General features: G+C 45.1%; 13 protein-coding genes. 2 read left to right on the forward strand and 11 right to left on the reverse strand.

Features of this window, described 5'->3' with window-relative positions:
* The first annotated feature begins 76 nt into the window (after positions 1-76).
* The gene (locus tag ABFV83_RS14890) at positions 77-295 is read left to right on the forward strand and encodes a hypothetical protein (RefSeq protein WP_349944886.1); all 219 of its coding nucleotides are present in this window, start codon (positions 77-79) and stop codon (positions 293-295) included.
* A gap of 186 nt (positions 296-481) precedes the next feature.
* Here the strand turns inward: ABFV83_RS14890 and ABFV83_RS14895 are convergent, their stop codons facing one another.
* On the reverse strand, positions 482-1,405 hold the full coding sequence (locus ABFV83_RS14895) for a LysR family transcriptional regulator (protein WP_349948935.1): 924 nt from the start codon (positions 1,403-1,405) through the stop codon (positions 482-484).
* A 171-nt stretch (positions 1,406-1,576) separates the two neighbouring features.
* On the opposite strand from ABFV83_RS14895, the gene ABFV83_RS14900 reads away from it, so the two are divergent.
* On the forward strand, positions 1,577-2,851 hold the full coding sequence (locus ABFV83_RS14900; RefSeq protein ID WP_349944887.1) for an L-serine ammonia-lyase, iron-sulfur-dependent, subunit alpha: 1,275 nt from the start codon (positions 1,577-1,579) through the stop codon (positions 2,849-2,851).
* 425 nt (positions 2,852-3,276) lie between these two features.
* Here ABFV83_RS14900 and prfA read toward each other — a convergent pair whose 3' ends face one another.
* The 10 genes from prfA to ABFV83_RS14950 form a co-directional block, all read right to left on the reverse strand.
* A complete protein-coding gene (prfA, locus tag ABFV83_RS14905) occupies positions 3,277-4,353 on the reverse strand; it encodes a peptide chain release factor 1 (protein WP_349944888.1) in 1,077 nt (358 codons plus the stop codon).
* A gap of 49 nt (positions 4,354-4,402) precedes the next feature.
* A complete protein-coding gene (prmC, locus tag ABFV83_RS14910) occupies positions 4,403-5,269 on the reverse strand; it encodes a peptide chain release factor N(5)-glutamine methyltransferase (protein ID WP_349944890.1) in 867 nt (288 codons plus the stop codon).
* Positions 5,266-6,210 carry a DUF1385 domain-containing protein gene (locus ABFV83_RS14915; RefSeq protein ID WP_349944892.1) on the reverse strand — a complete coding sequence of 315 codons (945 nt, stop codon included), beginning with the start codon at positions 6,208-6,210 and terminating at the stop codon, positions 5,266-5,268. Before ABFV83_RS14915 ends, prmC begins: the two co-directional genes overlap by 4 nt.
* A 34-nt stretch (positions 6,211-6,244) precedes the next feature.
* Complete coding sequence (locus ABFV83_RS14920) at positions 6,245-6,379, reverse strand: hypothetical protein (RefSeq protein WP_349944893.1); 135 nt, start codon at positions 6,377-6,379, stop codon at positions 6,245-6,247.
* An 84-nt stretch (positions 6,380-6,463) separates the two neighbouring features.
* Positions 6,464-6,673 (reverse strand): 50S ribosomal protein L31, encoded by a 210-nt coding sequence (gene rpmE / locus ABFV83_RS14925; RefSeq protein WP_013271164.1) that lies wholly within the window; start codon positions 6,671-6,673, stop codon positions 6,464-6,466.
* Positions 6,674-6,808: 135 nt separating this feature from the next.
* The gene (rho, locus tag ABFV83_RS14930) at positions 6,809-8,416 is read right to left on the reverse strand and encodes a transcription termination factor Rho (protein ID WP_349944895.1); all 1,608 of its coding nucleotides are present in this window, start codon (positions 8,414-8,416) and stop codon (positions 6,809-6,811) included.
* A 164-nt stretch (positions 8,417-8,580) separates the two neighbouring features.
* Positions 8,581-9,900: a replication-associated recombination protein A gene (locus ABFV83_RS14935; protein ID WP_349944896.1), complete on the reverse strand. Its 1,320-nt coding sequence runs from the start codon at positions 9,898-9,900 to the stop codon at positions 8,581-8,583.
* A gap of 149 nt (positions 9,901-10,049) precedes the next feature.
* The gene (locus tag ABFV83_RS14940; RefSeq protein WP_349944898.1) at positions 10,050-11,024 is read right to left on the reverse strand and encodes a Gfo/Idh/MocA family oxidoreductase; all 975 of its coding nucleotides are present in this window, start codon (positions 11,022-11,024) and stop codon (positions 10,050-10,052) included.
* A gap of 250 nt (positions 11,025-11,274) precedes the next feature.
* Positions 11,275-11,748, reverse strand: a complete 474-nt coding sequence (locus ABFV83_RS14945) for a YhcH/YjgK/YiaL family protein (RefSeq protein ID WP_349944900.1) — start codon at positions 11,746-11,748, stop codon at positions 11,275-11,277.
* Positions 11,749-12,019: 271 nt separating this feature from the next.
* Positions 12,020-13,030, reverse strand: a complete 1,011-nt coding sequence (locus tag ABFV83_RS14950; protein WP_349944901.1) for a LacI family DNA-binding transcriptional regulator — start codon at positions 13,028-13,030, stop codon at positions 12,020-12,022.
* Positions 13,031-13,147: the final 117 nt, after the last annotated feature.

Consider the following 13,147-nt stretch of genomic DNA (forward strand, 5'->3'; position numbering starts at 1 on the left):
TGCATTGTGTTCCAGACCCCTCGCCTATACTCAAAGCAGTGATCCTTATTTCCTTAATTCAGGAGGTGACGCTTTTATGAAAAATCTTTCCCGCTGCAGGCCGATACACCAGGGAGCAGCAGTAACTGCTGTTTCCCTGTTTTTTTTGCATCCACAGTTCCCATTGACAGCTTTGCCCACACAAAGGATGTATTATAACCCAAATTCCGATGGCCTACTCGGACTTATGGCTGTAAGCCGGGTTGTTGATGGCTCTTATGTGGCTGCAAACGGGCGCATGGATGAAATCAGGTAGTTCGCTGAAGGAATATGCAAGCATATTCGCCTGGCTCATTGCCTGCAAAAAAAGAGCAGCGCTGCTTAAGAAACAGGCACTGCTCTTTTTCTGTATTCATGATTCCGGTTTTTAACCCTTCCTTGTTTCTAACCTCGGTGCATTTATTTTTCGGTTCAGTATATCATACCCAGACAGTCAGTACAATTATTCTTTTGGAATGTCTGAAGGGGCGGTCCCTGCGCACTCCTGCTCCATTCTTTGAACCAGCTCAATAAATGCCTTCATCTCCCTGCTGATCCATTTATCCCTGTGATAGACCATCTGTCTCCATGTCTGCAAGTGAAAATCCTTCATTTTAAGAGGCGTTAAAATTCCCTCCTCAATATCCCTGCAAATGGTGAACTCCGGTAGAAAAGAGATTCCCGCATTGCTGCGAAGAAGCTTGATGATGAATTCCGTATTGCCGATTTCCAGAAAGGGATGAACCTTTTTTCCGTAAGCTGCCAGGTACTGTTCCAGCATAAGCCGGTAACTGGCATCCTTTTCCGTAAGGATCATTGGCTGTGAAATGACCTGGTCAATGGTAAGACCTGGTTCTATTCCAAAGGGATGGTTCTTGGAAGCGGCAAAAATAATGTCTTCAGGCTCTTCCATCACCTTTACCCATTTTGAATCATACATGCGTTTATCAAGGAAATACACCAGGTCAATGGTATTATGGTTCATCATGGTAAGAAGAGCCCCAGGGGAATCCACCACAATGCTTACGGTGGCCTGGGGATAAAGACGGTGGAACTCCTGTATGAGAGGTGGAAACAGGGTGGAACAGATAGATTCTATGGTCCCGATCACCAGCCTTCCCGTAAGCTCCGAAGATACGGATAAAATGTTTTTTGCATGGTTTAAGTTCTTCACCACATCAGCCGCATATTCATAAAAAGTTTCCCCCTCATGGGTCAGGGTCGTCTGCTTCCCGATCCTGTCAAACAAATGGACATTTAATTCCTTTTCCAGCTGTTTGATCTGTACAGTGACAGCTGCCTGGGAATACCCCAGCTTTTCAGCCGCCTTACAAAAGCTTTTCTTGTTAGCCACCTCTAAAAATGTCTTTATTTCCCGAAGCTCCATCATTAAAACTCCTTTCTTCAATCAATTTAAAAATATTAAACGTTATCTTAAAAACATTAAATTTTACATCCATGTTTTTATATGGTACATTATAAACGAAGAGAAATCAATGCTTATTTACAGGCTGTTTTTGAAAATTAATAACAATTTCAGAAAGGAATTGATGTTCATATGGAGAAGGCAAGTAATAAATACCGTGCCTATGTGCAGATATTAAAGGAAGAACTGGTTCCAGCCATGGGATGTACCGAACCGGTGGCCCTGGCTTATGCTGCTGCAGTGGCCAGAAAAACACTGGGGGAAATGCCTGACAAAGTGGTGGTGGGCGCCAGCGGAAGCATTATTAAGAACGTGAAATCCGTGATCGTTCCCAACACAGGCCATTTAAAGGGCATTCCTGCGGCAATAGCGGCAGGGATTGTGGCGGGGAATCCGGAAAGAGAGCTGGAGGTCATTGCAGAGGTCTCGCCGGAGCAGATGATACAGATGAGAGATTTTATGAAGGAAAAGGAGATCACAGTAGAACACCTGAACCAGGGGATTAATTTTGACATCCTTGTTACCCTGTATAAGGGTGCTTCCTTCAGCAGGGTGCGCATTGCCAATTACCACACCAACATCGTTCTCATTGAAAAGGATGGAACCATACTAAAGTATAAGGAAACTGCTTTAGAAGAAGAGCCTCTGACTGACCGGAATTTGCTCAATATGGAGGATATCTGGGACTTTATCAATACCGTGGACATCGACCACATCCGGGATATCCTGGACCGTCAGATCCGGTACAACTGGGCCATTGCCGAAGAAGGGCTTAAGGAAAACTATGGTGCCAATATCGGCAAGGTACTCCTTAATAATTCCGGAAATGACCTGGCCGTTAAGGCAAAGGCAATGGCGGCGGCAGCTTCCGATGCCCGCATGAACGGCTGCGAACTTCCGGTAGTTATCAATTCCGGAAGCGGAAATCAGGGGATCACCGTTTCCGTGCCTGTTATGGTATATGCAAAAGCGTTAAAGGTCAGTGATGAAAAAATGTACCGGGCCCTGGCCTTATCCAACCTGGCCGCCATTCACCAGAAAACCCCCATCGGCAGATTATCAGCCTATTGTGGTGCCGTCAATGCAGGAGCAGGGGCCGGAGCCGGAATTGCCTATCTCTGCGGAGGCGGCTATGAGGAAGTCATCCATACCATAGTCAATGCCCTGGCCATTGTTTCCGGGATTGTATGCGATGGAGCAAAATCCTCCTGCGCCGCAAAGATCGCCTCTTCCATTGAAGCCGGGATTTTGGGTTACAATATGTACGTGCAGGGCCAGCAGTTCTTTGACGGCGACGGGATCGTCACCAAAGGCGTGGAAGCCACCCTTAGAAACGTTGGAAGACTGGGGAAAGAAGGGATGAGGGAAACTAACGAAGAGATTATCCGGATCATGATAGGGGGATAAGAAGAGTCTTCCAAAATTTCCCATATGGTTCCATTACAGCTACAATATAGAAGGGGGCGTTGCAAAATAGATGTAAAAATCATCTATGGAGCAGCGCTCCTTTTTTACTCTAAAATACGAATGGCAGGTTCCGAAGAACCTGCCATTCATGGTATAATAAGATATGACTAGTAAATTAATATACCAAAGGAATTATACCGAATTATCGGGAGTTTATCAACTAAAACTTCCTCTTTTAGACTTTATCCGCTACATTACTTAACGATCTTAAAGGCATCTCCATACATTTCCCACTCAAGAGGTTTGTTTAAGAAGTAATTCTCTTCTTTCAGGAATTTCCTTTGAGCAATTGTTCTGCTTAAATCTTCATGGGTTCCATTTAAGAATCCTTTGCAAAGCTGGAAAGCACCGTAAATCCGGTATTTTTACGCCTCTTCATTCAGCTTGCTTAAGCGCACAGCCTGGTCTGCCGCAATGAGAGAATCCAGAAGTTCCTGAATGCCCCCATCCATAATGGAATCGATCTTATAAAGAGTAAGCTTGATCCTGTGATCCGTTACACGGCCCTGAGGAAAATTATAGGTCCGGATCTTTTCGGAACGGTCTCCCGTACCGATCTGGCTTCTTCTTTCCTCTGCCTCTGAATTCTGCCGTTTCTCCAACTCCAGGTCATAAAGCTTGGAACGCAACAACCGAAAGGCCTTTTCCTTATTCTGAAGCTGTGACTTTTCTGTCTGGCTGTAAATCACGATTCCTGTAGGCATGTGAGTCAGACGAACGGCTGAGTCGGTCGTATTTACACACTGTCCGCCGTTTCCGGAAGCACGCATTACATCGATTCTCACATCCTTATCTTCAATCACTATATCAAACTCTTCTACCTCAGGCATAACTGCCACGGTAGCCGTGGAGGTGTGGATTCTTCCTCCGCTCTCTGTCTCCGGTACCCGCTGTACCCGGTGAACGCCGCTTTCGTATTTCATCTTGGAATAAGCGCCCTTGCCTGTAATCATGGCAACCACTTCTTTAAAACCGCCGATTCCGCTTTCATTGACGCTGATCAGTTCTACCTTCCAATGATTGCTTTCCGCATAATTTACATACATGCGGTAAAGCTGGGAAGCAAACAGGGCCGCTTCGTCACCGCCTGCTCCGGCACGGATTTCCAGAATTATATTCTTATCGTCATTAGGGTCCTTAGGTAAAAGTAAGATCTTAAGCTCCTGCTCCAGCGCCTCGATCTGCTTCTTGGCATCGGATAATTCCTCTTTTGCCATCTCCCGCATCTCCTCGTCGCTCTCTTCCTCCAGAAGAGCCAGGCTGTCTTCCACGGTCTGCTTTGCTTTCTTATACTGGGTATAAGTCTCTACTAAGTCTGCCAGATCCGCCTGCTCCTTCATCAGCTTTCGAAACCGGTTCTGATCCTCTATTACGGAAGGATTGTTAAGCTCCTGCATCAATTCTTCATAATGTATTAAAATATCATCTAATCTATCAAACATTGATAACCTCCTGAAATTCGGGGAAATGACTGCCATAAGTCCGCAGTGCTCATTGCTTTCGTGCACAGACCACGCGGTCCAGCCCCACCGCATCCTTGACTACCCGGATTTCTTCAAAGCCGGCGTCCTTTAATAAATCGTTTACAGCCTCTCCCTGGTCATAGCCGATTTCAAAATAAACTGCTCCTCCATGAACCAGATGATGGCGGCTTTCCAACGCAAGCCTTCTGTAAAAATACAAGCCGTCTTCCTTCCCGTCAAGGGCCAGCATGGGTTCGAAATCCCGGACTTCCGGCTGCAGTCCTTCTATTATTTTTGTTGGAATATAGGGGGGATTTGACACGATCACATCAAATTTCTTCTGATCTTCTAGTGAAGCAAATAAATCGCTTTCTATCAGTGTGATCTTTCCATCTCCCAAAAGCTTTCCTGCATTTTTTTCCGCTACCTTAAGGGCTTCCCTGGAAATATCCACGGCAGTCACACGGTCTAATACGCCAAGCTTTGCCAGGCTGATGGCAATGCAGCCGCTTCCCGTACACATATCCAGTACTTCCGGTTTCTTTCCCTTATAATCTTTTAAGACCAGTTCCACCAGAGTTTCCGTATCCTGTCTTGGAATCAGCACATGTTCATTTACCAAAAACTCAAGGCCCATGAACTCCCGGCTTCCTGTAATCTGATGGAGAGGGATCCTTTTTGAACGTTTCTCTATCATGGACCGGTATTCTGAAACGGCCTCCAGAGAAAAGTCCTCATCCGGAAGCCTCCTGTTCCTGTCCATAAGAAAATGTACCATATCTGTATGAAACGCCTCAAAAAGTAAGTATCTGGAATCAAGAGCGGCCTCTTCCACACCTGCCTTTGACAGCTCCAACTCCCCTTCTTCCAATAAAAGCTGTAGCGTCAGATTCATGCTTTCTTCTCCGGAAAATTCTTGTTAAGAAATGCCCTCCAGTCAAACACAGCTTCAACAGAAGCAATGCCCACCTGGATCATATCATCGTCCGGCTCCTTGGTGGTCAGCCCCTGCATCCACATGCCCGGACGGCTTAATAAATCCACCAGCTTTGAATCACTGCGCCCTGCCAGGCGCAAAAATTCATAGGATACTCCGGCGATCACCGGAATCAGTACAATCCTGCTGAGAACCCGAAGGGGCAGAGTTTCCACTCTCACCACTATGAAGAACAGAATGCTGATGATCATAACGATCAGCAGAAAGCTGGTTCCGCAGCGTTTATGTTCCTTGGAACTGCTTCTGACATTATCCACAGTAAGCGGGAGGCCGTGCTCCAGGCAGTTGATGCACTTATGTTCTGCTCCATGATACATAAAAGTCCGCCGGATATCCTCCATGCGCGAAACCAGACCAATGTAGGCAATAAAGATTCCGATCCGGATCACCCCTTCCAGAATGGCCATAACTGTCTGGGATTTAATATAATTTTTAAATATGTTGGCGAGAAACATGGGTAATACCATGAAAATCAGAATGGCCATGACCACGGAAAATACCATGATCATGCTCATCAATGCCTTTTCCATCTTTTCTCCAAATAGCCGTTCCAGCAGTTTTTCAAATCCGGAAGGCTCCATGTTCTCCTCATCGTCCTCAAAAAAGCTGGCCGAAAAGGTCAAAGCCCTCATACCTAACACCATGGAATCAACAAAGCTGAATATTCCTCTGATAAAAGGCAGAGAAAAAAGCTTCACCTTTTCTCCCATGCTAACATAAGTATCTTTTTTCACTTCAATGGTTCCGTCCGGCTTGCGGACTGCTGTGGCATACTCATCCCCGTTTTTCATCATAACGCCTTCAATCACGGCCTGTCCGCCGATTCCTGAATACTTCATACGCCAAACCACCTCTCTGTTTAAAATGGAAGCTTTACACTTGTTCAAATCCCAAAAAAGGCTGAGCTAAAGTGTTTCCACCAAACTCAACCTTCTCTTTGCCCCTGATATAATAAGGAAGTTCCATGCGTCCAATGAGCACATAGAACGGCTGATTTCCTGAATTCATGAAGGAAGTCCGATTCACCTGGCGGCTCATCGAACGAATAATTTACAAATTCAGGCTGCACAACCCTTGCCTTCAATAAGTAAATTATGCTTCAGCCTTAACGCCATATTTACGATTGAATTTATCAATACGTCCACGAGCGGAAGCAGCTTTCTGCTGACCGGTGTAGAATGAATGGCATTTAGAACAAACCTCTACGTGGATATCTTCCTTTGTAGAACCAGTTACGAATTCATTACCACAGTTGCAAACAACTTTTGCCTGATAGTAATTTGGATGGATTCCCTCTTTCATGATTTTCACCTCACATACTTTGATTTCTATTAAATCGCAGTCCGTAAACCGACTTTGTCTAATAAACAGCTTACATAGTATAACATAGAAATTTTTTTAATGCAAGTATTTATTTCTATAAAAAACCCGTATTCTCTAGAAAAAGCGCATTTTTTTGGAGGTTTCCACGAATTCCCTGTTGTTTCTTGTCCTTGAGAATAAGTCCAGTATTTTCTCCACCGCATCTTCCGGTTTCAGGGTATTGGTAGCCTTCCGGACGATGTCAACCGCTTCTGCTTCTTCCCTGATAAGCAGCAGGTCATCCCTTCTGGTACCGGATTTAAGAATGTCAATGGCAGGGAAAATTCTCTTCTCAGACAGCTTCCGGTCAAGAACCAGTTCCATGTTGCCGGTACCCTTAAATTCCTCATAAATAACGTCATCCATACGGCTGCCCGTATCCACAAGAGCGGTGGCAAGAACGGTTAAGCTGCCTCCCTCTCTCATATTTCTGGCGGCACCAAAGAAACGCTTGGGCATATGAAGGGCGGCCGGATCTAAACCGCCGGATAAGGTACGGCCGCTGGGAGCCACCGTTAAGTTATAGGCTCTTGCCAGACGGGTAATGCTGTCTAACAGGATCACCACATCCCGGCCATGCTCAACAAGGCGCTTGGCCCTTTCGATCACCATTTCCGATACTCTCTTATGGCGGTCCGGCAGCTCATCAAAGGTGGAGTAGAGCACTTCCACATTATTACCGGTAATGGATTCCTTAATATCTGTAACCTCCTCAGGACGCTCATCGATCAATAGAATCATGAGATGGATCTCCGGGTGGTTTACGGTTATGGCCTTTGCCACCTCCTTAAGCAGGGTGGTTTTTCCTGCCTTTGGCGGAGAAACGATCATACCTCTCTGCCCCTTACCAATGGGAGCTAAAAGATCCAGGACACGCATGGCAGTGTTATTTTTCCCTCCATGTGTCTCCATATGAAGTCTTTCATCCGGGAATATTGGAATCATATTTTCAAAGTTAGGACGGCGTTCCGCCGCACTGGTGGGGTAGCCGTTGATGTTCTTTACATATAGGAGGGCGGCAAACTTTTCCGCAGCCGTCTTCACTCTGCGGCTTCCGTGAATGATGTCTCCTGTTTTCATGTTAAACCGGCGGATCTGGGAAGGAGCTACATAGACGTCATTTTCACCTGGAAGATAGTTTTCACAGCGGATAAAGCCAAAGCCATCAGGCATGACCTCCAGAATTCCATGAGCCTCAATACCGCTGTCTAACTCCTGCAGTTCAGGACTTGGCTGAAAATCACCTCTAGGCTCCTCCGTAATTGATTCCGGCCTTGCCTCATTTCTGGCAGAAGACTCTGGGCTGCTTCCCTGTGAAGGACGGTAGCCTGAGGACCTTTGCTGTCCTTCCGGACGATAGGAACGGACAACGGTCTTCCTTTGGTTTCCGCCCGTTGACTGCATCTGCTGATCCATATTCATCTGTCCCTGCTGGCTTACCGTATCCGGCTGAGGCTGGGCCTGAGGGGCCGGCTGGGGCGTAACAGGCTTAGAAACCTCTTTTTTTACTGCCTCCGCCTTTTCTGCTGAAACATTCTCCGGCGAAGCAGGAACCTCCTCTCCCTTTTCGCAAAGTAAATCTATAATTTCAGCTTTTCGCATGGAGCTGCATCCCTTGATTCCCTGGGCTTTGGCAAGCTCTTTTAATTCCGCTAACGGCAATGTTTGTAATTTTTCACGCATATTATTCTCCTTCATGATTCCTTATAACAGTTGTTTCGTAATCTTGGGAATGCTTCACGATAGAATATCGCAACAGATGGCCGGAAATGTTATTCCGGCCCAAATCATGTTAAATCAGGTCGTACGATACGCCTATTATATACCTTAATATTAAAAAAGAAAAGTTATTTTTTCAGTTCTCTCAAGTGCTCTTTGATTTTAAGCTCATAGCCATTTTCCGTGGGTTGGTAGAATGTCATGCCTTCCATCCCATCCGGCAGATACTGCTGTTTCACATAATTTCCCGGATAATCATGGGCATAAAGATAGCCCTGCCCATGGCCCAGCTTCGCCGCTCCCTTATAATGGGAATCCTGTAAATGAACCGGTACAGGCATGGTTTTCTGGTTCCGCACCGTATCCAGTGCCTCAAATACCGCCATACAGGCAGCATTGCTCTTAGGTGCCGAAGCCACATAGGTGACTGCTTCCGACAGAATGATCTGGGCTTCCGGAAGCCCGATCCTCTCTGCTGCCTGGGCTGCGGCCACTGCCACAACAAGAGCCTGGGGATCCGCATTTCCAACATCCTCTGCAGCACAGATCATGATCCTTCTGGCAATGAACTTCATATCCTCTCCAGCATATAACATCCTTGCCAGATAGTAAACAGCCGCATCCGGATCCGATCCCCGCATGCTCTTTATAAAAGCCGATATGGTATCGTAATGATTATCCCCTGTCTTATCATAGCGCACCACCCGCTTTTGGATGCATTCTTCAGCCACCTGGAGACTGATATGGATTTTTCCATCTGACGGATCCCGGTCCGTGGTCATGATTCCCAGCTCTACCGCATTTAAAGCGGCCCTGGCATCTCCATTGGAAACATCCGCCAGAAATTCTTCCGCATCGTCGTCAATCACTGCGTTATAGGAGCCCATTCCCTTCTCTCTGTCATATACCGCCCGGTGGATCAGTTTCCTGATATCCTCCTTTTCCAGGGACTTTAACTCAAATACCCTGGACCTGGAAAGAAGTGCGCCATTTACCTCAAAATAAGGATTTTCTGTGGTGGCTCCAATGAGAGTCAGGGTCCCATCCTCCACAAATGGAAGAAGATAATCCTGCTGCCCTTTGTTAAAACGATGAATCTCATCCACGAACAAAATGGTCTTTTTGCCATACATTCCCAGGGAATCCTTAGCTTCCTTTACGATCTCTTCCATATCCTTTTTTCCGGCTACCGTGGCGTTGATCTGCTTAAAATCCCCGCTGGTGGTATTGGCAATCACCCTTGCCAGGGTGGTTTTTCCGGTTCCCGGAGGGCCGTAGAAAATCACAGACCCCAGCTTGTCAGCCTTAATGGCCCGGTAGAGCAGTTTATCCCTGCCAATGATATGCTGCTGCCCCACTACCTCGTCAAGTGTTGACGGCCGAAGCCTTGATGCAAGGGGGGACTCATTTTTCATGGTATTTTCCCTCATATAATCAAACAAATCCATTCTTATTCTCCCGTATCCTGAAATCCCCTTAAGAAGGATTTCTTGCAGCTTATCCTGTAAGAAGCCTTCCGGCTGTAACAAGAGTATAGCCTTGCTTTGATAAAGTGTCAATGATATCCCGTCTTCTCCTGCTCTCTTAAGGGAACGTTTTATAATTCTTCCGGATATTTCATATTCCAGTCATTCCGTATTCTTGTCATCATGTTCATGACATCTGCCGTATATTCCAGCCGCATTACGTCAGGTTCTCCGGAAACTGCTTTCTCCATATCCAGAATTTCATACAAAAGGGCATCATCGGTGTTTCCTGCTTCAATCACCTCCCGGCGGTTATCCTCCGTATAAGTGATCACCGCCTTATCAGCTCTGGGATATTCATAAACTTCTATATAGCCTTTGTCAAAAGCCACTGTCCCCCGCTTGGGCTGCTTTGCGTGCAGGGACAGGGAAATGGCAGCCATTTCCTGCTGATTGTTCATTAGCAGGATTCCCGCCTGTTCATCCACACCGCTGGGGGCAAGCTTTACCTGTGACAGGATCTGGTCCGGTGCCTCTGTCATAAACCATCTTGCAAAGGAAAGGGCGTATACCCCGATATCCAGCAGTGACCCGCCAGCAAGACTTGGACTAAAAAACCTGTTTTCCATATTATAATCTTTATAGCTTCCAAAATTCATCTGAATAAAGCGCAAAGGCCCCAGTTGACCGCCATGCACAATTTCCTGCAATTTCTTATATAACGGCATATGATAAATGGTCATTGCCTCAGCAAGCACCAGGTTGTTTTTCTCCGCAAGACTGACTGCCTCAGTAAGCTCATCAGAATTTAGCGTAATTGACTTTTCGCACAGCACGTGCTTCCCATTCTTTAATGCCTCTTTTAAATAAGTAATATGGGTATTATGGGGTGTGGAAATATAAATAATATCCACATCGTCATCATGAAACATATCAAAGACATTATGGTAAACTTTCTCTACCCCGTATGTTTCTGCAAATTTAACCGCATTTTCATAAGTTCTGTTTCCAACCCCATACAAAGTTTTCCCCTGCTTCTTCATGTTTTCTGCCAGCTGCCTGGCAATTTCTCCACAGCCTAATGTTGCCCACCGATACTCTTTCATACTTATGCCTCCTCAATGATCATGATATCATCATGATCCCGTTATTGCTGCATTACAATTTCTTCTATATAATGCTTATTATGGACAGTACCTGTTCCTTTGTCAAGTATTGCAGCCAGAGTCTTATGATCCGGAACACTATATTAGTATTTTATATACAAAAATCCCTATTTGCTTCGGAATGAAAACCGTCTGACAAATAGGGACTTATAGGACACTTAACATTGTATTACTTTCATAGCCATACTTTTTATAATGTATCTGCCTTTACTTTCAATATAATTTTCTTCACCGCCTCAGGATCCCCCATTTGGCAGCCTGGCCGGTGGACGTCTTCAGGGAAAAATATGGCATAACAGCCGTCTGTCATGGGAAGCATAAGCTCGTTTACATCTTCCCGCTCTTTGTAAAAAAGCAAATCATTTTCTTCAAGCTGATCCTCAAGCACTTCTCCATTCCTGTCGTCGGGATAAAATCCTATTAATTCATGGCCGTGCACCATATACTGAACATCAATATATTTTCTGTGCACTTCCGGCTTCTTTTCCTCTTTGGGTCCGGTAGTAATTTCATTAATCTGCAGAATTAAATTGTCCCCATCCAAAGGATACTTTCCGTGATGCATGTCCGTTACATCCGTTTCTTTTAAGATCGCCATAGCTTTACGGATCTTTTCCGTATAAGCATTTTCAGTCTTTATTGAATCAATATGTCCGTAAATCATAAATGTTCCCCTTTCTTCGCAATCGATTGCGAAACTCCTAATTAGGATATCAGGTTTTTTCCCGGGAATCAATCATATTAATTGCTAAATTCTTTTATATCCTTTTGTGGGTTTTTAACATAAGTATTCTAACGGCTCATGAAATAAGTTTTTCTTTCGTAATGGATTGCTTAAAGGCGGGAATTTGTACCGCAGGTAAAGCCTGAGGCTTGCTGTACCTCTGTAAAGAGATCGCTGTTTTTTAATCTGCTTGAGGATTTCTATGAGTTTTTCAGGTGCTCTCTCTTTGAATAATATCAGTAGATAATTTCATCTCAGGTAGCATGGTCTTCCCTTCAAACGCTTCCAGCAAAATCCGGGAGGCGTTCTGGCAGACTTCTACCAGTTTGTTGTCTAAGGTCGTCAGTTTTGGTGTGCAGAGTTTTCCGTACAGGGAGTTGTCCACTCCTATTACTGCGATCTGGTCCGGGACAGTAATACCTGTTTCATAACACATCTGCAATCCTCCCACAGCTAATAAATCTATGGAATATATAATCCCGTTTACCTCCGGATACTTCATAATGATTTCTTTTGTTACCTGTCTTCCTCTTTCAATGGTATGTTCCGGAGCCGTATCATCGTCTGTTGTATAATAAATAAACTCTTTACCGCCTACAAGACCATGTTTCCTAAGGCCCTTCTTAAATCCCTGCATTTTGCCATTATTCGAAGGAGTTATGGAGTCCACGGCAAAAACCAGATTGCGGCGGCCTTTATTCACAAGCAGATCCACACATTCCTCCACTCCCCGCTCTTCATCCACCAGGATCCCCCATACATTGGGCAGGTTTAAGGAACCATTTACCAGCACAATGGGGACATCTGACAAATGCTCCTTTATGCTTTTCTCTACCTCAAGTGTTCCAAACATGGATCCGATCAGGATAGCTCCATCTACTCTTCTCTGTTCCAGGATTTTAATATATTCTGCTTTTCTTACCGGAGTCATTCCAGTGCTGAGAGTAATGCAGGTATATCCCTTTTTGGTCATCTCCTGCTCTATGATATAGGCAGATTCCGTATGATGAGAGATGCGGATGTCCTCAATCAGAATTCCCACAATTTTTGAGGATTGGGTCACAAGACCACGGGCTGCTTCATTGGGAGAATAATTATACTCTTTTAGAAGTTCTCTTATCCGTTCTTTTGTCGTCTCACCGACTCCCGGTCTGTCATTGATTACACGGGAAACCGTGCTGGCAGAAACTCCTGCTTTTTTTGCAATATCATAAATTGTCATGGACTCACCTCTTTTTAGTGGAATAGGTTTGTATTTATACTAGCATTACAATTGGTAATATTCAATAATAGATTCTTATGAAATGCTGGATCTGTGTTGCCTGAACTTTGGTTGTCA

Source organism: Lacrimispora sp. BS-2 (genome assembly GCF_040207125.1).
Lineage (GTDB): Bacteria > Bacillota > Clostridia > Lachnospirales > Lachnospiraceae > Lacrimispora.